The sequence below is a fragment of the Magnetococcus sp. PR-3 genome (assembly GCF_036689865.1).
GTDB lineage: Bacteria > Pseudomonadota > Magnetococcia > Magnetococcales > Magnetococcaceae > Magnetococcus.
In genome coordinates this window covers 89,437-112,763 of record NZ_JBAHUQ010000019.1, presented here as the reverse complement: position 1 = coordinate 112,763, position 23,327 = coordinate 89,437, and the positions used below count along the sequence as shown (strand labels likewise).

Genomic DNA, 23,327 nt, shown 5'->3' with positions numbered 1-23,327 from the left:
TCAATGGTGGCGCTGCCATCAGAGACCTCAATGGCAGTAAAGACAGGTTCGCCGTTCTCTACACCGGTTTGCATCTGCAGGGTGGTGCCTTCTGGCAGATCTGTCAGTACCACGCTGGTGACATTCTCTGAACCATCCAGATCGGTCAGGTTGAATGCAGATTGAACATCAATCCAGCTATCTTCCGCACCAGAGGCTGAACCTTCGGTAAAGACCACCTCATCGGCCACACCGTGTACATCGACATTCACTTCAGCGGTGATGGTATTGCTCAACCCAGAGGCGGTCTCGGTGGTGGTGGCGGTGATGTCTAGGGTGAAGTCATCATTAGAGTCATCAGGGGGGGTGAGGATGACATCGTTGGCAAAATCACCATTGATGGTCCAGGTGCCGTCCTCATTATCAATAATGGGATGGGGCTCATCAGGATTTTCCTGCTTAAAGGTGTCGGCTGAATCCGATTGAAGGCTCGCGCCATCGGGTACATTACCAATGGTCACGGTCAGTTGCTCGCCGCTATCACTTTGGGTGATATCCAGGTTTAGAGCAATGCCGGAGTCTTCATCACCGGAAACATCTTCAGCACCGATGGAGATACCGTCGGCCAGAGGTGTGTCATCAACGGGCGTCTCTTCATCCTCCTCTTCTTCCTCTTCCTCGGTCTCCTCTTCTTCCTCTTCNGAGGCTGAACCTTCGGTAAAGACCACCTCATCGGCCACACCGTGTACATCGACATTCACTTCAGCGGTGATGGTATTGCTCAACCCAGAGGCGGTCTCGGTGGTGGTGGCGGTGATGTCTAGGGTGAAGTCATCATTAGAGTCATCAGGGGGGGTGAGGATGACATCGTTGGCAAAATCACCATTGATGGTCCAGGTGCCGTCCTCATTATCAATAATGGGATGGGGCTCATCAGGATTTTCCTGCTTAAAGGTGTCGGCTGAATCCGATTGAAGGCTCGCGCCATCGGGTACATTACCAATGGTCACGGTCAGTTGCTCGCCGCTATCACTTTGGGTGATATCCAGGTTTAGAGCAATGCCGGAGTCTTCATCACCGGAAACATCTTCAGCACCGATGGAGATACCGTCGGCCAGAGGTGTGTCATCAACGGGCGTCTCTTCATCCTCCTCTTCTTCCTCTTCCTCGGTCTCCTCTTCTTCCTCTTCCTCGGTCTCTTCTACAACGGCGGCTGTTTCCGCTGTAGCTGGGCCAGGATCTGCCGTGGTGGGGGTCGGCAGATCGGTATCAGGGGCAGCGGCTTCAGCGGGGTCGGCTTCGCTATCGACGGTCTCGGTCTCGGGCAGGTTGAACTGCAACCCGGCCTGGGATTCAACACCAGCAACAGGGGGTTCAATGGAGAAATCATCTCCATTACTGTCCTCTTCACCGGCCTCTTCAGACTCACCTTGGGTCGGAGCTTCGTTGTCGGAGGACTCTACCTCAGACCCGCCTGTCTCTACCGCGCCTATTTCGGAATCTTCTGTGATGGCTTCGTCGGGCATAATCCGGCTGCCCATTTGGATGGCCGACATGCCTTGAAGATCTTCCGCTTGGTTGCGGTTACCATCCTGGCCTTGTTGCTGTTCGGCAGAAAGGTCAACATTGTCATCATTCTGGAGGACGGTCATGTCATCCAGATTCTGTCGCGCCTCTTCGCCGTCATCAGCAGCTTCTTGTACCTTGGGAGTTTCGTTGCCAGTATCTTCAGCCATGATTCCATCTCCTGCCGTATGAAGAAAAACGCCCACCAGCGTTTTAATCTTATGAGTTTGCCAGTTTCCGTAAACGTTGGACCGTCTGTCAGAGCCCTTCGTTCGCGCACGGAAATGGCTTCGGATAAACTCCGACACCATCATCATACCAAGGTATTAGTCTTCTGGCAGTAAAAATGGGCAGGATTAGTGAAGGGTGAAGATGAGTAAAAACAAAGCCATACGATTATTAAACTGCATTTTCATAGAAAATATATTAATGGATTATAAGTGAAATTTATGACTAGTACTTTTTTGAACGTGCTGATGGGACTTTATGTGATATTTCTGCAAGAAGTCTCTAGAGTAATGAATAATAACGAGATTATTCGAGAATATGTGGATCTTTTAGGAAGAAAATGATCGTAAAAAAAAGGGGTGTATCTTAAAAGAAAAAATATGATCGTAAAAAAAAGAGGACCGTACGGTCCTCTTTTTTGCGTGTATTGATCATGCGCTATTAACGTTCGCGGAAGGAGTCGTTAACCGACGCATAGATGGGCTTGAGTAGATACTCCATCAAGGTCTTGGATCCGGTGTGGATACTGGCTTCTACCGTCATGCCGGGTAAAAGAAGGTTCTGCGTGGCATCACCACCCACATAGTTTTGTTGAAGTTGAATGGTGCCACGGTAATAGGGGTCGCCACCATCTTCATCCGTAAAGGTTGCGGGAGAAATGGCCACCAATTCGCCATCAATACCACCATAACGGGCGTAGTCATAGGTGCTGACCTTAACCGTGACCTGTTGCCCAACCTCAACATGGCCAATATCGACGGTGGTGATTTTAACCTCAACCTTTTTGGTGTCTTCAATGGGGACGATTTCTGCGATATCACCACCAGGACCTAAAACACCACCAATACCATTCACCTTCATCTCTTTAACCACACCATCCACCGGTGAGCGCACGGTTAAGCGGGCGAGACGATCTTTAAGGCGGGGCAGGGAAGCTCTGATCTGTACCAGTTCTGAATAGGCGCCATCCAGTTCACGCATGGCATCTTGAAAAAAGCTGTCTTCTGTCTCTCTAAGGTTCTGATGTTTCTCTTCCAGTTCAAGCTTGGTAACCTCAACATCCCCTTCGGTTTCTACCAAGTCAGCCCTAGTGTTCTCTCGTGATTGTAGAGCTTTAACCGTATCTAGACGCTTCATCAACTTACGTTCAGTTAAGGGGATGCGAACCGCAATCTCCTCATCATAGTATTTGACTTGGTTTCTGTAAGCCGCCGCTTGATTAATCAACTTTTTAAGCTTCATCTCTTTTTGCTTAACCTGGGTGATGATGACTTCACGTTGGCTGGCTAAAGAGGTGCGTTGGGTATCTAAAAAGTCGATGGCTTCAGCAATGAGAGGGTTAAACAGTGGGCGTTCAATCCCCGCAAGGTCCATAGGTTCACTGTTGAGTAGAGCCCGCTTTTGTGAAACTTGCAGTGCCAGCACAGCTTCACGGGTATGCATTTGATTATACTCTGCAACAACGTCTTCAGACTCCATGCGGGCAAGGGCTTGACCTTTTTTTACCCGCTCACCTTCAATCGCTAGGACCTCCCCAACGATACCACCTTCCAGGTGCTGAGCAAATTGAATGGAGTCTGATGGCGCCACTTCACCCGTGGTATGGGCAACCTCATCCATGTTGGCGAAGTTGGCCCAGATAAAGAACACCAAAATGGCGCCGGTAATGGCCAGTGAGGCATACTTGAGTAAGCGGGATAGGCCAGCCTCTTCCAACACCACCGATTGCGCCAAAAGGCGCTCCTGGCGTTTGCCGGTTGGAATTTTTTTGACCTCTTCTTCTTGGGTCTCTTTATTCTCGGCGTTCATCTTAAATCAACCCTTTAGGCAGGCGGGCTTCCACCTCTTCGGCGGGGCCAGCGAGCTGCAGATAGCCGCGTTCCAAATAGAGAAGTTGGTCAGCGAGCCTGCGGTGTCTGGGACTGTGGGTAACGATGAAAATGGTCGATTTTCCCTTGAGTTCCTTAACAACATTTTGGAAAGCATCATCGGCATCCCAGTCCAAAGCGTTGGCAGGTTCATCAAACAAGATGACAGGGGCTTGTTTCAAGTAGGCACGAGCCAGTGAAATCTTTTGAATAAAACCTGAAGAAAGTTGGGCTGAGCGGGAGTCACCAATCCGAGTCCACCACCCTTTGGGCATGGCTTCAATCTCTTCTAACACGGTTGCTTTGCTACAGGCCTCTTCCAACTCTTCTTGAGATGCTGTCGGATGAGCCAGGCGCAAGTTCTGTGCAATAGTACCGTGGAAAAGGTTAACGGTTTGGGGAACGTAGGCAATGGCCTGACGTAGCTCAATGGCGTCTAGCTGACGGGTATCACGTCCATCAATAAAAATACCACCAGCTTGGGGGCTGTAGATGCCTGCAATCAGTTTAACCAGTGTAGATTTACCCGACCCATTACCACCGACCACCACAATGCACTCACCCGCTTTGGCCTCAAAGGTCACACCAACCAATGCTGGGTCTGCCTCCTGACTGTAGCGGATGGAGACCCGTGAGAAGGTAACATCACCTTTGAACTGGGCAATTTTTTTGATGGGGGCGTGGGGCTCTCGCTCAGGTTTAACATTCATCAGGTTGTTAACCTGGGCGACAGAAGAGCGGATGGCCTCCAGTCGTGTCATAGCTGTAAATAGTGCTTGCATGGGGGTTAAAACCCGCCATACCAGAACCATACAGGCAACCAGGGCACCCACCGTCATGTCGCCACTTAAGACCCGCAATACGCCCCATGCAATGGTACCCAGGCCAGAACCCACAATAAAAGCCTGACCCAGTGACTGCACCACCGCATTGATAAACGCGGTCTTGAAGTTCGATTGGGCCGTTTTAGCGGAGAGTTCCCGGAAGCGGTCCAGCCAAATATCTTCAGCTCGGCAGTATTTAATGGCCCGCATAGAGTTGAGGGCTTCTACAATAAAAGACTGCTTTTGTGAGCTCCAACGACGGGCGGTTGCCCCCGAGTTATTGACCAGCGGGGTCATGGTTATCCACAGCAATACAAACAGCACCATGGTGACCATGGGCACAAACGCTAAGGGGCCTGCTAGCGAGGCAATGACCAATAAGAAAACAGCGGTAAATGGAAGCTCTAAAAAGACGATAACCAAGGCGCCGGTGAAGAATTCACGGATCGATTCAAAGTCGCGAATGCGGGCAACCTGGGAGCCAATGGTGGCGCGCTCTGTATAAGCTGGCAGCAGGTATAGAATGCGTTGGAAAACGGCATTACCAATAATGTTATCCAAACGTGCGCCGACATAGCCCAGCATCGTGGCGCGCATGTTTCTGAAAAACCAATCAAAAAAGAGTGCTGCTAATGCCCCAGCCAGCAAAAAGGCCAAGGTGGTCATAGACTCTGACCCCACCACCCTGTCATAAACTTGCATCACATAAAGTGGTGTCACCACTTGGAGCAGGGTGATCACAAAGGTGATGGCCAAAATATAGTAGGAGAACGTTCTAAAACGTTCCATGACCATGCGGAACCAGCCCAATCGGGCCTGAGTCTGCTGAACCTCCTCCACATCCATAGGCTGAAAGAAGAAGGCTCGGCCTTTAACGTCGGTTTTTGTCCAATCCTCAAAACGTTGGTCTACTTCACCGTCATAGACATCGAAAGTCCCATCCTCATTGCGGCCCATGACAACAAAGGCACCCCGTTTATCCGGGACGTAGAGAAAAGGATAGAGACGTTCATCCACCTCATCCATCGGCATGCGAATATCTTCACTGCGATAGTTAAGGTGGGCCATCATATTTCGGAAACCGGTCAGGTCCAGTGTTTCCACAAAGTGCGGCAGAGATTCCGCTACGTGGCGCATGTCACCACGCCAGTTCAATGCCGATAGAAGTGGGATCATGCAGGCACCAAAGTCCGATGCCTGCGCAAATTCTGCCAGAATACCGGTAACTTTGGGGATTTCTAGGGCTTTGATCTCAACACTCATGCATCACCCCCACTCCCGTCCTGGCTCGCTTTTTTTCGGCGGGCATTGGGCTTGCGGACACCTTGCTGCTGTGTGCTTCCAGCCTTTTGTCCTCGCTTTGGACGGCGAAGGGTGGCGGGCTGATCTGGTAGTGTATCCGTCAACTGAGCTTGAGTTGAACCGGGTTTACCATGAGTGCTTCCCGCTTTTCCTTGACCATCTTTACGACGGCGACGATTGGGTCTGCGGCGTCCACCACCGCCACCTGGACGATCGGGTCCCCCGTCATCATCCGGACGGGTAGGGCGATGTCCATGCGGGTGCTTGGTCTTAGCGAGAGTGGTGGTTTCGCCTTCCGACTCCTGCTGTGCATTTTCCTGGCGTGCACGGCGCATAGCAGCTTGGCGCATGGCGGCCTGTTTCATGGCATCCAAGCGTTTGAGCTCAGCTTCTGCTTCCCGTTTTTCCTTATTCTCAGCTTCAGCTTTACGACGTTTTAATAACTCCGCACGAGCTCTTTCTTTGGCTTCTTTTTCGGCACGTGCCCGAGCTCTGGCCTCGGCACGGCGTTTCATATCCGCTTGTGCTGCTTTGGCAACGGCATCGACGGCAGGAGAGCCCGAGGGTGGGGTTGGTGCTTTGGGCGCCGCTGGTGCCGCAGGTTTAGGCGCTGCCGGTGCCGCAGGTTTAGGCGCTGCCGGTGCCGCAGGTTTAGGCACTGCCGGTGCCGCAGGTTTAGGCGCTGCCGGTGCCGCAGGTTTAGGTGCTGCCGGTGCCGCAGGTTTAGGTGCTGCCGGTGCTGCCGGTGCTGCCGGTGCTGCCGGTGCTGCCGGTGCTGTACCTGAGGGTGCGGGGGCCGGTGCACCACCACCTGGCGCGCCACCACGAGGGGGCGGTGGAGGGGCGAGGGTTAAGGTGCCCTCTTTCAGGTCATACACACGATCAGCAATTTTGTATAGTGAGGGGCGCACGGTCACCAAAATCATGGTGGCATCGCCGCGCATGCCCTCAAGGGTGGATTTCAGCTGTTCATCACCAGCACCATCAATGGCAGCATTTGCCTCATCAAAGAGAATGAGTTTAGGCTTTTCCAGTAGTGCGCGGGCAATGCAGATCCGTTGACGAATTCCTTTAGGAAGAGATTCCTTGGATCCATCATCAATCTGCGTTTCAATCCCTTTGGGCATGCTGGAGATGACCTCTTCCAGCTGCATTAACTCCACCACTTCCAGAGCAGCATCATAAAGCTCTTCTCGGAACATGGTGATATTTTCCAGCAAAGTGCCTTGGAACAGAACACCGGACTGGGGCAGGTAGGATACTTTGTCCCGCATGGATTTAGGGTCATAAATGCGGATCGGGACATCGTCCAGATAGACTTCACCTTCCGAGGCCCGCAGGGCACCCATCATGAGCCATAGCAGGGAGGTTTTTCCACTACCGTTATCCCCACGTACGGCAATGATCTCACCCGGTTCCACCACCAAATTAAGGTCATGTAAAATTGGTGGATGGTCGGGATCAAACTGGTAGCTAACATTTTTTAGCTCCAGCTTGCCTTGGATCTCTGGGCACTCCTCCATGTTGTCATGGATTTCAGGCTCTAACTGAAAAATTTCCTGCATGCGCTCTTTGGCAAGGCGGATGGTTTGCCAGCGTGCCCAAATGCCTACGGCCTGTTGTAGGGGGCCCATGGCACGGCCTGAGAGCATGGTACAGGCGGCCAAGCCACCAATGGTGAGTTGATGGTCAATAACCAAAGTAGAGCCAACCGCGGCAATCATAATGGTGTTGAGCTGGGCGTAGAAGCTACCAAGACCCTGGGCGCTGTTACTCTCCAAAACCACCTGTTTGGCATTGTTGGCGCAGCCCTCTTGCAAACGCTCGTAGCGGCGCAACATCTGGGCTTCCATGGCCATGCCTTTAACAGAGTGCATGCCGGTGAGCACTTCAATGATAAAGTTTAGGCGACGTTCATCAGCGACCGAGCGCTGTTTAACCGCTTTTTTCAGTTTGTCACCGACCCAACCTGCAGCCACAACAAACATAATGAAGGTAATGATGGTGACAAACACCATCCAGCTACCGATGTGCCAGATAAAAAAGAGAAAGATCGGAACAAACAGCAGATCCAAATAGACCTGCATAGCTTGACCGGCATAGAAGTCCTTGATGGTACCAAGTCCCTCCATACGTTCCAGGTGTTCACCTGATCCTGCTTTTTCAAAGCTGGCCAAATTGGTGTAGAGCATACGCTCCAGGGCTAAATAGTTAGAGCGGTGCTCAAAGCGGGCTCCAACCCAGCCACCAATATAGGTACGGATGGTTTTCAGTGTGCTTTCAATAACAACAGCACCAATAACCAGCAGAATAAGCATCTGCAAGGTGCTGTGCGCTTCATTCGGCAAAATGCGGTCATACACCTGCAAAAGCGTCAAAGGAAGGGCAAGCCCTAACAGATTGATGACGACACTAAGCAGCAGAATATAACGAACGACCCCCTTCATGATGGTGAAGGGCGTGAGCGTATCGGGCCAATCTTCTTTGTGAAAGAAGGTCTGAACGTTCATCGTATTTCGTTAAACCACTATTTAAACGTGCCTGTGAAACATCTGTTTACCCCTTGAATCCAGATGAAGGGGTGACCCTGAATTATGGTGGAAACCACCTTGAATGCCCACCAAAAAGTATTAGTTAAATGGTCCCTTCTTACAAAAAATAGGAAACCACATGGAATAATAGCAAATTATATGCCTGGATTTGTGTGTAAAAAAGACTTATGCGCAATGAACCGCATATCAGGGTGTGAAATGTTGCATTTTGTCTCTTTATTGCTGAAATCAAAGTATGTATTAAATTTGGTGTGATTGTGCGTATCCTGCAAAAGTATACCGTGGTTCATGGGATGCTGCGGCTATACAAAAGCAGAAAGATCCCCCTAAACTATGGGGGTAGGACCTCCTCCTTTCTATTTAAGTCTTATGGAGTATGCCCGCTGTGAAATCCAACCCTCGCCCCCATCCTGGTATGGCGCCAACCATCCCCTCGGCTGACCGGGGTGGCGTGCATGAGCTGATTGCGCGCCTTAGAAAAGGTTATGGACAGCGGATTACTGGAGAAGTGCAAGTTCCAGCTAAGGAGGCTGTGTATGCCCCTTTTCCTGAGGCTTTGGATGGGGAGATCGTGCGTGCTCTGCAGGGACGAGGGGTTGAGCAACTTTACAGTCATCAGCGGGCAAGTTGGGATGCGGTGGCCGCAGGAGAGCATGTGGTGGTGGTAACACCAACCGCATCGGGCAAAACACTCTGTTATAATTTGCCGGTTTTGCAAGCAGCTCGGCAAAAAAAGTCCAAAGCACTCTACCTATTCCCCACCAAGGCGTTGGCCCAAGATCAGTTGGCTGAGCTGCATGAGCTGAACCGTCAGCAGGCGTTAGGGGTTAAGGTCTTTACTTTTGATGGTGATACGCCTGCCGATGCCCGTAAAGCGGTGCGGACCAAAGGGGATATTGTGATCTCCAACCCCGATATGCTGCATCAAGGGGTGTTGCCTCACCATACAAAATGGGCGCAGTTTTTTGAAAATTTAGCCTACATTGTTATTGATGAGACCCATACCTACCGGGGGGTGTTTGGCTCTCATATGGCCAATGTCTTACGCAGGCTTAAGCGGATCTGTGCCTTTTATCGGGTAAAGCCTCAATTTATTCTGTGCAGTGCCACCATCGCCAACCCTAAGGCGTTGGCGGAACGGTTGTTAGAAGAGCCGGTTACGGCCATTACGGAGAGTGGGGCACCTGCCGGGGAAAAAACCATCATGTTGTGGAACCCCCCGGTGGTGAATGAAGATTTGGGTATTCGTGCGTCAGCCCGTTCTCAGAGCACCCAGCTGGCCCATATGGCGGTAGATCATGGCGTGAAATCCATTGTATTTACCCGTACCCGTCTCATGGTTGAGGTGATCACTAAATATTTAAAAGATATTTTTGATAAAGATCCTCGCCGACCCGAGCGTATCGCCGCCTACCGGGGGGGGTACCTGCCCACGGAACGCCGTAGCGTAGAGCGTAAGCTGCGGGAGGGGGATGTGAACTGTGTCGTGGCGACTTCGGCCCTGGAGTTGGGTGTGGATATTGGAGATTTAGACTGCTGCGTGTTGAATGGATACCCAGGGTCTATTGCCGCAACCTGGCAGCGTTTAGGGCGTGCTGGGCGGCGTAACCAAGCTGCTTTGGGGGTGCTTGTGGGGGCCAGTGATGCCTTGGATCAATTTATTGTCCGTCATCCCGATTTTTTTGCAGAGGCCTCGCCTGAACAAGCCCGTATAGCACCAGATCAGTTGTTGATTTTATTGGATCATGTGCGGTGTGCTGCATTTGAACTACCTTTTAAAGATGGCGAGGTGTTTGGTGGCGAGGCTCTGGTAGAGCTGCTCGGTTATCTGCAAGAGGAAGGGGTGCTCCACCATGAAGGCAACCAGTGGCATTGGAATGATGATAGCTATCCAGCCAATGCGGTGAGTTTACGCTCGGTTTCCGATGGTAACTTTGTGGTTATAGATATAACCGATGGTGGACAGAGGGTGGTGGCGGAGGTGGATTACAGTGCGGCCCCGATGACCCTGTATGAAAATGCCATATATATGATCCAGGCAACGCCCTACCAAGTTGAACGTCTGGATTGGGATGGACGTAAAGCCTTTGTTAAAAAGACCAAGGCCGATTATTACACCGATGCCATCGATTATACCAAACTGAAAATTCTTGATCAGTTTGAGGGGGAACAGGGGCAGGCGGCAGAAAAGGGGCATGGTGAAGTTCATTTGGTCCGGCGGGTGGCTGGATTTAAAAAGATTCGTTATTACACCCATGAAAATGTGGGGTTTGGACATATCCATTTACCGGATTCTGAGATGCATACCACCTCGTTATGGTGGCGCATACAGGCGAATGCCTTGGAGCAGGCCTTTCAAGATCGCTGGCAAGCGCTGAGTGGTTTTTTGGGTGCTTCATACGCACTGCATACGGTCGCAGCCGTACGTATTATGGCGGAGCGGGGTGATTTGGGGCGTGCGGTGGGGGATGGCCAGGCTGGCTGGTCAGCAACCCAGGACCCCAACCGTCGTGGTGCTTTGCGAGATGCCGATGGGCAGCCCCTTAAACCAGAAAATTTAACGGGCAACTTTGAACCAACCCTGTTTTTGTATGATAGCTATCCAGGTGGTATTGGTTTTACGGAGCCCCTTTATGGTTTGGCTGAACAGATTGTGCAGGATGCCTTGGCACTGGTGCAGCGCTGTGACTGTAAACAGGGCTGCCCAAGCTGTGTGGGGGCGGTGTTGGCTGCGGAAGAGGAGGGGGGTGCCAGTCCCCGCTCTGCCGCTTTAACGGTTCTGCGCTTACTCTCAGCGTAACGACACGTGGGTTGGTCTAAAGGGGATTTTCCTTGATCTCAACCATAAAATGCGTATATTTACACCCATTACTACGTATTAATACGTAGTAATGGGTGTGGGGTGTGCGGTGCCTGGGCGGGTACGGTTGGCCCTGTTAGAGGTAAACGTACGCTGTGCATAGAGGACAGAGCGGCCGTTGTCAGACGATCATGGAGGTCGTCATGTCTAAAATCTGCATGAAAGAAGCATCCATTATTCGTTTGATGCGCCACGCTTTGTATGAACTCTCTTTGGAGGCCGCAGGTCGTTCTTCCTGTTTAGATATCCTGCATACATTAAACGCACAATTGCCTGATACCAGTTGTACTCAAAATCTGGTGGAGCAGAAGTGTGAAGTATGCACCTTTCCAGACTGTGTCGTGACGCAGGAGCTCATGGCTGTACAAAGGGCACTTTCAGAGGCCTGTAGTGCCAAGGATGCGGAACGGGTCTTTTATATCAACCGTCTCTATGGTTATCAGCGATATACCCAAAGAACAGCTTAAGCGTGTAAACAGAGCCGCAGCGCTAGCCACAGCGACCCCACATCAGATTACCCAAACAGATGACAGTCCTCTATGCGGGCACCTCTTCAAGGTTAAACTGAGGCGGCGCTTGCCTTGGAAGAACGCATCACATGTTGATTCAGCATGCTGGGTAAAGAGAGGGGTGTCTTGTCTTTAACAGATCATGATGCGGGTATAAACATGGGTAGGGGTGGGATCATCCAGGCTGGGCATGCCTTTTTCAAAAAGCGGGTAGGGTGGCTGTTGGAAGATGCTGCGGTGTTATGAGCTGGGTTGGTCTGCCCAGGCAACATGTTCTGTCTATTCTATACAGATTGCGCCAGCTATAAAACATGATGCGGTAGCCTGAGCGTACCGGTCTGTACAGGGTGTAAGCGGTGCGCGCCTGTTGACTGTTTCTTCTACAAACATTGGTTTCCACCGTTTTAGCCTACGTTACAGCGTTACCATGCGGCACTTCTGGTGTGGCTTAGCCGTGAGGTGGTGGCCATGTTTGTCGTTCACTTTGAGCGATGGGATCTTCTGTTCGTGAATTCTGGTGTACACCGTGCCACTCCCCCCCCCTCAGTTAAAGCTGGTGATCCCCCTGCATAAGGGTTGAGTCGGGAGCTGTGTTCAGCGACTTGACCACACCATGGTTGGGCTATGCCCCGTAAGGTCTTTACCTGCTCTCTTTTAGCCGACATCTTCTCGGAACAGGGGTGAGCCTGTTCCAAGATGTGTCATGGCTGAAAAGGTGTGTATGAAAGGTCCTCTCAGGGGATGGCTGTGCCATCAAAAACGCTTGATGTAGACGGCCCGTGTAAAAAGGCGTTTGGATCAATCACAACAGCTTGCCCAGCTGTTGTTCGTGCTGCTTTGGGGATAGGGGAGCGGCGGATGGGTACCTTGATTTGTGCGGGTGGCCGGGCGGCAACCATACGTTGTTGGCTGGCTAAACGGTGCAGGTTATAGCGTCCAGCTCGGTGCCCCTGATCAATGAAGGCCGCTAAGCGGTTTTCATGAGTGATGGCCTGTTCCCAGTTTTTCGGCAGTAAATCTACCCCCAGTGAGCGGTAAATGCGTCCCATGCTTGCTTGAGACTGGGTAAAGGTTCGTCCCAATCGGTGGGCAGATGTGACGGTCTGTGCGCGGGAAATCAGCTCTTCATAGCTACTGAGTTTATAGCTTTTACGCTGTACCGTTAAATGGTTGGCCATGCGTTGCATAACCTGATGGATCTGTTGGGTGACATCATAATCTGCTGTGGCAGCTAAAAAGCCGTCTAGCGACATATGAAGTTGCGCCAATATGGTTACCGCGCGTGTGAGATGTTGGGCATCAGCCAGTTCACGCTCCATTTGAGCGATGGTGATCGGGTGGCCATCATGCCCCCAGGTCAGCATGTTCCAGGATAAGTTCAAGCCAGCATCTAACCAGGAATTATTGATCAAATAGCGGTTGCTATCGTGGTGGCCTCCTGCCGTCAACTGAATGCCCGGCAGCATCTTAACCATGGCTTTACGCACTTCCAGGTTATTGATGCGTTGGCGGTAATCATCTTCCCGTAGCTCTGGGCGGTTGGCCAGGGCAAAGGCCTCTAACACCTCAGCGGGTAAGCGGACAACAGAACCATCTAAAAACTCACCATTGTGAATGCGGGTTTGATAAGGCGTGCCGGGTGCCAAGTGCATAAGGTTGGCCAGTGCCAGTTTGGCTCGAGCCAGCTCATTATGGCTGGCATTTAACTGTTCTAAATGGTCCAACAGTGCCCGTTGTTTTTTTAATAGCTGTACTGGCGGGGCTTCACCTTGGCGTTCGGCCTGTTGCAACAAAAGTAGCTGTTGATTAAGGGCTTGAATGGTGCTGGTGACATGGGGCAACAGACGGTCGGCCAGCACGGCATTCCAGTAGGCTTCACGAACCTCTTCTAAAAGGTTCTGTACCGCTTTACGACGTTGTTGACGTTTAATGAATAGCGTATTGGCCTGCTGTTTGGTCTCTAAATAGCTCAGGCCAAAGTCCAAAGCATTCCATGCCAGGGTAATATCCCCCTGGAAGGTGGATTTTTCACGAGATATGGATGCCGCAGAGGCCCCTTCATTGTAGCTTGAAGGATCATTATCTCGGCTGTTATAGCCTGCATCAAGCAATAGCTGAGGTAGCATGGCCTGCCGGGTTAGCGCTTTTTGCTGTAGAGCCAAAGATGTCTCGTAGGCTTGAATACGCAGCGCTTGGTTGGCTTGTACAGCCTTGGCCATCGCCCCATAGAGCGTGACGGAGGTGGGGCGGTGATCTCTTTGTGCTTGGACAAACTTATGGTCTGAACGTGCCCTTTGAGCGATCTCCTGAGGATTGAGATCTTTGGTCTGGCTGCTGCAACCAACCATTAAAAGCAGCAGCCCGATTAGGACCAGTAGGGGGCGGTTCCATGTTTTTTGTCGGCGCATCATCGGCCTTTACCTCTTAAAAAGGGGGCAATCGAGGACCTTTATACTGCCCTTAGGTAACAGGCAGGCTGGGCCCAAAGATAAAAGCGCAAACTCCACGCCAACTGTCCTTCTTGTGGTAAGGTGTTGAAGGTTAATGGGTAAACGTGTTGTTTGGCGGTAGATTGTCTGTAAGGTAAGGGAGGTTTTTTCCGATAAACCAGGCAAGATGCTTGTGTTCGCACCCTTTTTTCCCAGCAAATAGGGTCGTGTCGCTACAGAAGCTATGAACATGAAGATTTTAAGTCAGTAGCTCAATTAAGGGTTCCGCGCTTAATCCGGTAAGAAGGGGCCTGCAGCAGCAACGATACCGCACCCCGATGCAACGAAGTAGCTCGGTGCATCGGGATATCATTCTCTCTTTTTTGCTTAGGGTGCCCCGTTTCAGTCAAAACAGGGGGGAATAAGTGGGGGATTGCAAAGGGGCGGTGCAACCCTGGCGGCTGTTAGGGCTCTAAAACTCATTACAGACCAGATAGCAGATGGAGAGGGTTATGCGAGCTGAGGATATACTTACCTTTTGGTTTGAAACGCTAAAGCCTGTAGATTGGTTCCGAAAATCAGAGCCGTTGGATCAACAGATTGTGACAGACTTTATGCCCGCTCATGAGCAACTGGTAGCAGGGGAGCTCGTGGCTTGGCGGGATCAACCTGCAGGGTGGTTGGCACAAATTATTCTACTGGATCAGTTTTCTCGAAATATGTTTCGAGGTTCGCCGCAATCCTTTGCTTACGATGCCCTTGCGCTTTTTTTGGCTCAGCAAGCCATTCATGAGGGGATTGCGGATAGCTTCCCCCATGCGCAGCGTACATTTATCTATATGCCTTATATGCATAGTGAGTCTTTACTTATACAAAAACAGGGCCTTATTCTATTTGCTACGGTTGAAAATCCTCGTACTTTCTCATTTGCCCAGCAGCATCATGATATCATTGCACGCTTTGGTCGTTTCCCTCACCGTAATGCGCTTTTAGGGCGGGCAAGTAGTGCTGAAGAACAGGCATTTCTTCAGCAGCCGGGATCATCATTTTAATAATATCGATCTATGGACCTTTGGAAGATAAAAAAAGAGTGCTGAAACAACAGGATATTTGGTGTAGAGTGTCATAATTCGCATGTTTATGTAATGAGGCTATCATGACCAAGTTCTGGAAACCTGCTGTTTATGCTGTGCTGCTAATGTTCCTGGTTTCACCCGTGCATGCGCAGGATCCAAAAACTCTGACATTAGGCTTTATGCCTTATCTCAGCGCCAAAAATCTTTTAGAAAAGTATACCCCCCTGGCACGCTATCTTGGTGAGCAGTTGGGCCAGCCTGTCCGACTGGAGATTGCTCGTAACTACCAAGAGCATATTGAACGTACAGGTAGGGATGAACTGGATATTGCTTTTTTAGGGGGTAGCCCCTATGTCACCATTGGCGATACCTATGGCAAAAAGCCATTGTTAGCCCGTTACGCCTTTGAGGGCAGTCCCTATTTTAGAGCGGTAATCTTTACAGCCAATAACAGTGATATCTCCAGTTTAAAGCAGCTTAAGGGTAAGAAGGTGGCCTTCGGTAATATTAACTCCACCCTAAGTACCCAGGTGCCTTTGTATATGATGATGCAACGTGGGGTTGGGTTAGCACAGCTTGGTTTGCATAAACATTTGCGTAATCATGAAAATGTTCTCCACGGTGTGCAGTTTGGGGTGTTTGATGCTGGTGCGGTGGCTGAGGAGGTGTTCCGTGAACATATGCACCTAGATATCCGTCTACTGGCACACTCCCCCATGCTCTCCACCCATGTTTTTGTCGCCCGTTCAACCATGTCTAAGGGGTTGCAACAGCGTATACGGGATGCTCTGCAAACCTTGCATACCACTGAAAAAGGTGGAGAGGTGCTAAAAAGCATCAACCGTAAACTGTCGGCTTTTGTTCCTGTTAAGGATACGGATTATGATTTGCACCGTAAAATTCTTGATCAGGTTCTTCCTGCCCTTAAAGAACCCTGATGCGCGCCTCCTTTAATACCAAACAGCGCTCATTATTCAGCACCATTATTTTGGTGTTGTCCCTGGTTGTGGGGTCGTTTTCCTATTTTATTTATCAAGAGCAAAAAGACCATCTGAGTGAAAATGAGCTTCAGCGGGTTCAATCTGAGTTGGAGTTGATTGGAGATTTTCTGACCGATGCCATGCTGCGCCATGATTATGTGGAAGCCACCCAGCTTCTGGACCGTTGGCACCAAAAACACCCGGATATCTCATTGCTAAAGGCCCATTTTCTCAATGGCCGTCAACTCTATAAACAACAGCATAGTACCCATGATGCCAATGCCCTTATGGGTGAGAAAAAAGTTCTGTTTGATGAAAATGGGTTGATCTTGCAGCTGGCCTACCACCGCCAAAGTATGTTGGGGGCTCTGGCAGCGCTGCAACAACGGTTGATGGTGTTCTCTATTTTAATGGTGCTGTTGACGGGTTCAATCCTGTGGTATGTGCTGTTCCGTTGGACGTTAAAGCCCATGGAAAAAGAGATTTCACGGCGTACCCAGGATCTTCAAAACTCTATCTCCTTTACCGACAGTATCCTTAACGCCAGTGATACCCAAATGGTGATCCTGGATGAAGAAGGCTGTATTGTGAAGGCCAATAAGGCGTGGAAGCAGAACCAATTTCAAAATGATCACGCCCCGCCTGACACCTACCTGGACAAAAGCTATTTCCAATATTGTCAAAGTACCCTGGCTGGTGAACAGTGTGAAGAAAAGGCCGAGACCGGTATTCGGCAAGTTCTTTTAGGAGAGCGCGAGAGTTTTGTCTTTGATTATGAGTGCGCCAACCTAAAAGCGCGTCGCTGGTACAACATGCGGGTGCACCGTGTGCAGTGGCCTGGAGCGATTCGGGTTGTGATTAGCCATGAGAACATTACCAATATCAAGTTGGTACAAGAGGCTCTTGAGGCGAACCGTGTACAGATGGAGATTTTAAATCGCCACTATCGGGTGCTTAGTCAGTGCCAAATGGTGATCTCCCAATCAACCGAAGAGCAAGCTCTGTTGGATCAGGTGTGTAAGATCATTACCGAGCAGGGGGGCTATGCTTTGGCCTGGGTCGGTATGGCAGACCGAGGCATTGAAAAAAAAGTACGACCCGTTGCCTATCAAGGGTTCCAAAAGGCTTATATGGATCGCCTGGAAGTCTATTGGGATGACTCCGCATTGGGGCGTGGCCCCGTGGGTAGTGCCATCCGTGAGAACCGCCCGGTCATTATTGAAGATACCTCGACAGATCCCCGCTTTAAACCCTGGCAAGATCAAGCCAAAACACAGCAGTTTGTGACCTGTGCTGCATTTCCTCTATGTGGAAAAGAGGGATGTTTTGGTGCCCTGACTGTCTATTCGCAGGATATGGGGGCCTTTGCGGCCGAAGAGGCTTCTCTGCTCTCTGAGCTTGCGGCGAACCTATCACTGGGCATAAAAAATCTGCGGGGACAAACCTACTGGGATCGAACCCGGCATGCGTTGGAAGAGAGCGAGCAGCGCTTGAGCAAAGTGGTGGAGTCATCCCCCGTTCCCATGCTCATGCGGGATGTGAACGGTATTAGTATCAATGCGGCTTTTAGTGAAGTGTTTGGTTATACCAGTGAAGATTTGCAAAGTGAGGCGCACTGGTGGAACTTGGCCGCACCTGAGCCAGAGATGTTGGAGGGGTTGTTAAAAGTTTGGAACAGTGATGGTTCAGATCCTTCTATTTATGAGAAGGTGCATGAGAGCCGAATCCGCTGCCGGGGTGGGCGTTTACGGGATGTTCAGTTTGGGCTACGCCATGTTGGGGATATCACCTTGATGACCCTGTCGGATATTACCCCCATTCGGCACCATGAACGGGAGCTCTCCAGGTTGTTGGACACCTTGGATGAGAATGTGCTGATCACGCGTACAGATTTAGAGGGTAACATCGTCTATGTCTCTTCTGCGTTCAGCCGTATCTGCGGCTATACCAAACATGAGCTGCTTGGGCAGAACCACAGTATTTTACGCCATACTTCAATGAGCGCCTCAGCCTATGACACGTTGTGGGATACCATCCAGTCTGGACAACAGTGGCAGGGTGAACTGCTAAACCGGCGTAAAAATGGGGAGTCCTTCTGGGTGAAGGTGCGGATTTTCCCTTGGTATGATGATGAGGGGGCTATGCTGGGCTATGCCTCGATCCGAGAGGATATCACCGACCGTAAAAATGTTGAGCGTCTCTCGATCACCGATAAACTGACGCAGTTGTACAACCGTCTTAAATTGGATGAAGTGCTGAAGGAGGAGGTCGCCCGTTGTTTCCGCTATAAAGGGCAGCTTTCCATTATTCTTATGGATCTGGATCACTTTAAATCGGTTAACGATACCCATGGCCATCAGGTTGGGGATGCCGTGTTGGTGGATATTGGTGGGATCTTACGAGATCAGGTGCGCCGCAACGATGTGGTGGGGCGTTGGGGGGGCGAGGAGTTTATGGTGATCTCCCCGGAAACAGGTGATGCTGGGGTGCTGGCCTTGGCAGAAAAACTGCGCAGTGCGATTGAAGCGTATGAGTTTCCTGTTGTGGGGCATAAAACCGCCAGCTTTGGCGTGGCGGTGTACGACCTGGGTGAAAAAGAGAAAAGTCTTGTTGCGCGCGCTGATGCCGCACTCTACACCGCCAAAACCCAAGGGCGCAACTTGGTGGTTATGTAGGTCTGTCGGGTACCGTTAGGCTGTTTGTGGTGTGTTGGCTTCGCGGCTGTAGTGGTTGATAATATGGATAAGCTGTACCTTGGTAATGGGTTTGGTAAAGTGGGCATCGCACCCTGAGCTCAGGCTGTTTTGGGCATCCTCTTCCAAGGCGTTGGCGGTGAGTGCAACAATGGGGGTGGCAGGGTGTTTTTGCTCCTCTTCCCACTGTCTAATCTGCCGGGTGGCTTCATATCCATCCATGATAGGCATTTGAATATCCATCAAGATCAGGTCAAAGCGTTTCTGTTTAACCATTTCCAAGGCCTGTTTGCCATGGTAAGTGACGGTTAGGTCATGGCCCAAGGGGGTCAGATAAGCTTTGACCAGACGTATATTCTCCTCAGCATCTTCGGCTAATAAAATGGTGCGGGTCGGTAGCTCTTCAAGGGGTATCGTGGTGGTCGGTTGTTTTTCTTCCGAGGGAAGGGGGGACAGGGGGAGTGTTAAGGTAAATCGACTGCCTTGACCAGGTTGGCTCTCCACCAAAATATGGCCCTGCATCTGTTGCACCAACCGCTGTACAATCGCCAAACCCATACCCGCGCCACCTTGCTGACGAGTAAAAGAACCATCCACTTGATGAAAAGGGTGGAAAATCGCTTGCTGTTCCGCACTGTCAATACCAATACCGCTATCTTGAATAATCAACTCCACACCTTGATAAGGTGCCGGAGCCAGAAAGACCTCAACCTTCCCCTGGTGGGTGAACTTGACGGCATTATCCAGTAAAGCGTGTACCATACGACCAACCTTGGAGGCATCGGCCAAGACACGGTGTGGGGTAGTGGGGGCAACGTTCAGTGTAAAACAGAGCCCTTTTTCTTTCATGGCTGGTTTATGGCGATCGGTTATTTCATGGATAAGCTCGTGTAAATGACAGGGCTGTTCAAGGTCTTGATAGCCCGTCATGCCGGCGAGGGTCAGCATATCATCCACAATCGCCAATAAACCTTTACTGGCTTGGCGTGCGCTATGGAGATAATCCTGGCTTAAGGGGTCTAGGGGTTCTTCAAGCATCAGCTCATGCATGCCCATAATGGCATTAATGGGGGTACGAATTTCATGGCTCATCATGGCGAGGAACTCACGCTTGGCCCGCACGGCTACTTCAGCTTGTTGCTTGGCAATTAACAGTTGATCCTCGCGCTGTTTGCGCTGGGTAATGTCACGGATTAGGGCTGTGAAGGTGGTGTGCCCATCCTGCTCAAAAACACTTAAACTGATCTCAATGGGAAAACGACTGCCGTCCTTATGCATGGCCGTGACTTCTCGACCTGTATTGGACATGCGTTGATCTTTATGATTTAGAAAACGGCTGATGAATTGCTGATGATGGAGGCTGTCGGGCATGGGCATGAGAATATTAACATTCTGTCCCATAATGGCCTCACGAGGCCAACCAAACATCTGCTCGGCTGCAAGGTTGAGATAGGTGATTTCTCCCTCGGCATTGGCACTGATAATGGCATCTTTGGCGTGCTCAAGAATTTTGGTTAGATGTTGTGGGCTTAATGTGCTTTGTTGGTCCATAGCCATGCGTTTCTCATTTTTATAGAGGTATTTAAGCCTTAGCCCCGTTTGGGGTGACTTTTGCCGGAATGGTGGGTTAATTCCCATCATGGAGGGTGAACCCATAGAAATGCTGGGCTAATTCCACTATGAATACATGAACATTAACAAGTAAGTTCTTGCTAAGGCAAGATTTTTCGGTGTAGTTTTATAGGTCATCTTTGGCAGGTTTTTCATAGGTTGCAGGGGGGGATGGTGGAGAACGACGACTGGTTTGAGCCCTATCGTATCGGTGTGCCCATGATTGATGCCGATCACTATAGTCTGTTTCTTGAAGTACGAAAATTTGGGAAGGAGATGCGTGTTGGGCTAAGTCACCAACAGTTGGAAGAGGCGCTCTCTTTTCTTTATACCTATGTAGGCACCCACTTTGTCCGTGAAGAGCAGTTAATGCGGGAGAAAAACTATCCGCATTTTCTCGAACATAAGACACTGCATCATGAACTGAAAAAGGTGGTGTTTGCCGTTCAGAAAGTTTTTCAGACCAACCCGGATCTGGTGGATTGTGACAAGCTGCATACATTCCTTAATGAGTGGCTGCAAGAGCATATTCTTAAGGTGGATGTGGCCCTGGCAAGTTATATGAGTGGGGATGTGACCGGGTTACAGCAGGGGGCTGAGGCCCAAATGCATGTCACGCTGTCATCCGATCAACCCTTGGTGGAAGTTACGGTAAAGGTACCCAAGGATAAACTGCAGGTGATCGAACGTTGCGCCTATGTATTGCAACATGCCACACCGGAAGCACAAGATTTAGAAGAGTTGGCCACTTCAGCCACTGGGATGAGTATGGAAGAGGCTATGCAGCTGGCGGCCGATGTATTAAACAACAAGGATGATTAGAAGGTTGGACGGTCCCAGTAGTCCGCCAGTGCCGTAAGCAGATGTTCGGCTGTCGCTTGTTGAGGAATCACTTGGGCGGCAAAACCCAAAGCCGCCATTTTCTCACCTGTAACAGGGCTTAATGCCCCCAATACCATGTTATCTGGCATAATCGCCTGTTGCATCATCAGCTCAAAGAAGGTGGTGGCGGTGCGGCTGCTAAAAAAGAGTGCGGCATCCACACGCTCTTCCCTTAATAATTTCAAAGCTTGGTCACTTAACCGTTGAGCGGGTACAGCCTCATAGGCTGCAACCGTGGTAATGTGGTGCCCCTCTTCTGCCAGTCCATCGATGAGGGTCTCACGACCAATGGCAGCACGGGGAAATAGAAAGCGGCGTTGAGCGCCCTGCCACTCATTAATCGCTTGTGCCAATGCTTCGCCATCAAAACGGCTGTTGGGTTGGGTAACCTGAAGGCCCCCTTCACGCAGGAGGGTGGCGGTTTTAGGACCAACGGAATAACAGGGGGGGGTGTGGGAAACCACCTGTTCTTGGATGGCCAGCTCTTCAAGGTAGGCACGGGCACCATTGGCGCTGGTAATGAGCACACCGTCAAACTGATCTAAGCTTTGAATGGCATTTTGAAAAGGGCGGGGATCTTCAGCAGGCTGTATGCTCAACATCGGGCTAATTAGTGGTGTGCCACCTGCACGGCGAATGAGTGACGCTGTGGTGTCCGCTTCAGGCTGCGGGCGGGTGACCAGAATAATGCGATCTTTTAGAGCAGTAGGATGCATTGTTCTTCTCTGGCTAGAGATAGAAAAAAGGCGCTGAATGGATATTCAGCGCCTTGATTACATCAGATAACAGCATCGCGGTTATAGACCGCTTGTAAAATTTCCCGGCCACCTTGGCTGAGTAGCTTCTCTGCCAGTGCCACCCCCATGGTTTGCGCCTCTGCGGTGGGGCCTGAGATCTCTTCTTGCAGAACTTTGGTGCCTTCCACTTCGGCCACCAACCCCCGTAGGGTTAAGGTGTCGCCATCCAGTGTGGCAAAACCTGCAATGGGAACTTGGCACCCCCCCTCCAGTTTGGTCAGGAAGGCTCGTTCAGCGGTCACGCGGGCCTGGGTCTCCGGGTGATCCAGCGGCGCAAGCAGATCGATGATACGCGTATCCCCAATCCGATGCTCAATGCCAACGGCACCTTGGCCAACGGCGGGTAGCATCTGCTCAGGCTCCAGATATTGAACCACATGCTCGGTCACTTTCAGGCGTTTGACCCCCGCAGCCGCTAGAATAATGGCATCAAAATTACCATCCACCAGCTTCTGAATACGGGTACCGACATTGCCCCGCAGCCAGTCTAATTTTAAATCGGGACGGTCGGCCTTGATCTGACTTTGACGGCGTAGTGATGAGGAGCCAACCAGCGCACCCTGGGGTAGGTCGGCAATGCTCTTATAGTTCAGGGAGAGAACAGCGTCGCGGGGGTCTTCTCGCTCCAGAATGGGGCCAAGCATCAGACCTTCAGGGAACTCAGCCGGTACATCCTTCATGGAGTGCACCGCCAAATCTACTCGGCCATCAAGCATGGCTTCTTCAAGCTCTTTAACAAACAAACCCTTACCGCCCACTTTGGCCAGTGGTACGTCTAGGATCTTGTCCCCTTTGGTCTTAATACGAACCAGCTCCACGATAATGCCGGGGTGGTGACTTTCCAGTTGGGACTTTACCCACTCCGCCTGCCATACCGCCAAGGCGCTGGCACGGGTACCGATACGAACCAATTGTGCGTCACTCAAGGTGCTTACTCCTCAGAAATCTATATGTGTACAAAGTGAGCATTGTGCCGTTAAAGCGCGGTGATGTCCATAACCGGTTTGTGGTTTATGGGGAAACCTTAGCCGGTAAGGGGGGCGTATATGGAGCTATGGGTTGGACGGGCTGAGTTTTTGTCGATGAAGTTCCAGGTGACTCTTCGGTTTCTTCATCTCAGGGCATGGGCTATGATGGGGCGCGTTTTCCCACACGTCGTGACAGTCAACTG

Annotated in this window: 13 protein-coding genes; 6 read left to right on the top strand and 7 right to left on the bottom strand. The window is 50.8% G+C overall.

The features are described 5' to 3' along the window. Positions 1-2,214: 2,214 nt before the first annotated feature. The 3 genes from V5T57_RS12315 to V5T57_RS12305 are packed head-to-tail and all read right to left on the bottom strand — an operon-like array spanning position 2,215 to position 8,277. A complete protein-coding gene (locus tag V5T57_RS12315; RefSeq protein WP_332891518.1) occupies positions 2,215-3,582 on the bottom strand; it encodes an HlyD family type I secretion periplasmic adaptor subunit in 1,368 nt (455 codons plus the stop codon). A 1-nt stretch (position 3,583) separates the two neighbouring features. Next, positions 3,584-5,728, bottom strand: coding sequence for a peptidase domain-containing ABC transporter (locus V5T57_RS12310; protein WP_332891517.1), 2,145 nt, complete (start codon positions 5,726-5,728; stop codon positions 3,584-3,586). After that, the gene (locus tag V5T57_RS12305) at positions 5,725-8,277 is read right to left on the bottom strand and encodes a peptidase domain-containing ABC transporter (RefSeq protein WP_332891516.1); all 2,553 of its coding nucleotides are present in this window, start codon (positions 8,275-8,277) and stop codon (positions 5,725-5,727) included. The genes V5T57_RS12310 and V5T57_RS12305 overlap by 4 nt, the downstream gene beginning before the upstream one ends. A 457-nt stretch (positions 8,278-8,734) precedes the next feature. On the opposite strand from V5T57_RS12305, the gene V5T57_RS12300 reads away from it, so the two are divergent. Both V5T57_RS12300 and V5T57_RS12295 read left to right on the top strand, forming a co-directional pair. Then, positions 8,735-11,119, top strand: a complete 2,385-nt coding sequence (locus V5T57_RS12300) for a DEAD/DEAH box helicase (RefSeq protein WP_442918206.1) — start codon at positions 8,735-8,737, stop codon at positions 11,117-11,119. Between the two features lie 203 nt (positions 11,120-11,322). Next, the gene (locus tag V5T57_RS12295) at positions 11,323-11,646 is read left to right on the top strand and encodes a hypothetical protein (RefSeq protein ID WP_332891514.1); all 324 of its coding nucleotides are present in this window, start codon (positions 11,323-11,325) and stop codon (positions 11,644-11,646) included. Between the two features lie 776 nt (positions 11,647-12,422). Here V5T57_RS12295 and V5T57_RS12290 read toward each other — a convergent pair. Next, on the bottom strand, positions 12,423-14,099 hold the full coding sequence (locus V5T57_RS12290; protein WP_332891513.1) for a TolC family protein: 1,677 nt from the start codon (positions 14,097-14,099) through the stop codon (positions 12,423-12,425). 530 nt (positions 14,100-14,629) lie between these two features. Here V5T57_RS12290 and V5T57_RS12285 point away from each other — a divergent pair. The 3 genes from V5T57_RS12285 to V5T57_RS12275 all read left to right on the top strand — a co-directional run bounded on the left by V5T57_RS12285 (position 14,630) and on the right by V5T57_RS12275 (position 18,848). Then, positions 14,630-15,169 (top strand): DUF924 family protein, encoded by a 540-nt coding sequence (locus V5T57_RS12285; protein WP_332891512.1) that lies wholly within the window; start codon positions 14,630-14,632, stop codon positions 15,167-15,169. 104 nt (positions 15,170-15,273) lie between these two features. Then, entirely contained in the window at positions 15,274-16,131 is an 858-nt protein-coding gene (gene phnD, locus V5T57_RS12280) for a phosphate/phosphite/phosphonate ABC transporter substrate-binding protein (protein WP_332891511.1), read from the top strand. Then, positions 16,131-18,848, top strand: a complete 2,718-nt coding sequence (locus V5T57_RS12275; RefSeq protein ID WP_332891510.1) for a diguanylate cyclase — start codon at positions 16,131-16,133, stop codon at positions 18,846-18,848. Before phnD ends, V5T57_RS12275 begins: the two co-directional genes overlap by 1 nt. Positions 18,849-18,863: 15 nt before the next feature. Here the strand turns inward: V5T57_RS12275 and V5T57_RS12270 are convergent, their stop codons facing one another. Next, entirely contained in the window at positions 18,864-20,423 is a 1,560-nt protein-coding gene (locus tag V5T57_RS12270) for a PAS domain S-box protein (RefSeq protein WP_332891509.1), read from the bottom strand. 225 nt (positions 20,424-20,648) lie between these two features. On the opposite strand from V5T57_RS12270, the gene V5T57_RS12265 reads away from it, so the two are divergent. Further along, complete coding sequence (locus tag V5T57_RS12265; protein WP_332891508.1) at positions 20,649-21,299, top strand: bacteriohemerythrin; 651 nt, start codon at positions 20,649-20,651, stop codon at positions 21,297-21,299. Here V5T57_RS12265 and V5T57_RS12260 read toward each other — a convergent pair. Together V5T57_RS12260 and hemC are read right to left on the bottom strand one after the other, a co-directional pair. Then, on the bottom strand, positions 21,296-22,075 hold the full coding sequence (locus tag V5T57_RS12260) for a uroporphyrinogen-III synthase (protein ID WP_332891507.1): 780 nt from the start codon (positions 22,073-22,075) through the stop codon (positions 21,296-21,298). The genes V5T57_RS12265 and V5T57_RS12260 overlap by 4 nt on opposite strands. Before the next feature lie 62 nt (positions 22,076-22,137). After that, a complete protein-coding gene (gene hemC / locus V5T57_RS12255; protein WP_332891506.1) occupies positions 22,138-23,082 on the bottom strand; it encodes a hydroxymethylbilane synthase in 945 nt (314 codons plus the stop codon). Positions 23,083-23,327 lie beyond the last annotated feature (245 nt).

What these genes read in the sequence shown, in the direction of transcription:
- V5T57_RS12305 (WP_332891516.1), bottom strand. Translation starts at nt 8,277, where the DNA reads ATGAACGTTCAGACCTTCTTTCACAAAGAAGATTGGCCCGATACGCTC.
- V5T57_RS12270 (WP_332891509.1), bottom strand. Translation starts at nt 20,423, where the DNA reads ATGGCTATGGACCAACAAAGCACATTAAGCCCACAACATCTAACCAAA.
- V5T57_RS12285 (WP_332891512.1), top strand. Translation starts at nt 14,630, where the DNA reads ATGCGAGCTGAGGATATACTTACCTTTTGGTTTGAAACGCTAAAGCCT.
- V5T57_RS12300 (WP_442918206.1), top strand. Translation starts at nt 8,735, where the DNA reads ATGGCGCCAACCATCCCCTCGGCTGACCGGGGTGGCGTGCATGAGCTG.
- V5T57_RS12265 (WP_332891508.1), top strand. Translation starts at nt 20,649, where the DNA reads ATGGTGGAGAACGACGACTGGTTTGAGCCCTATCGTATCGGTGTGCCC.
- V5T57_RS12260 (WP_332891507.1), bottom strand. Translation starts at nt 22,075, where the DNA reads ATGCATCCTACTGCTCTAAAAGATCGCATTATTCTGGTCACCCGCCCG.
- V5T57_RS12315 (WP_332891518.1), bottom strand. Translation starts at nt 3,582, where the DNA reads ATGAACGCCGAGAATAAAGAGACCCAAGAAGAAGAGGTCAAAAAAATT.
- V5T57_RS12310 (WP_332891517.1), bottom strand. Translation starts at nt 5,728, where the DNA reads ATGAGTGTTGAGATCAAAGCCCTAGAAATCCCCAAAGTTACCGGTATT.
- V5T57_RS12275 (WP_332891510.1), top strand. Translation starts at nt 16,131, where the DNA reads ATGCGCGCCTCCTTTAATACCAAACAGCGCTCATTATTCAGCACCATT.
- V5T57_RS12290 (WP_332891513.1), bottom strand. Translation starts at nt 14,099, where the DNA reads ATGATGCGCCGACAAAAAACATGGAACCGCCCCCTACTGGTCCTAATC.
- phnD (WP_332891511.1), top strand. Translation starts at nt 15,274, where the DNA reads ATGACCAAGTTCTGGAAACCTGCTGTTTATGCTGTGCTGCTAATGTTC.
- V5T57_RS12295 (WP_332891514.1), top strand. Translation starts at nt 11,323, where the DNA reads ATGTCTAAAATCTGCATGAAAGAAGCATCCATTATTCGTTTGATGCGC.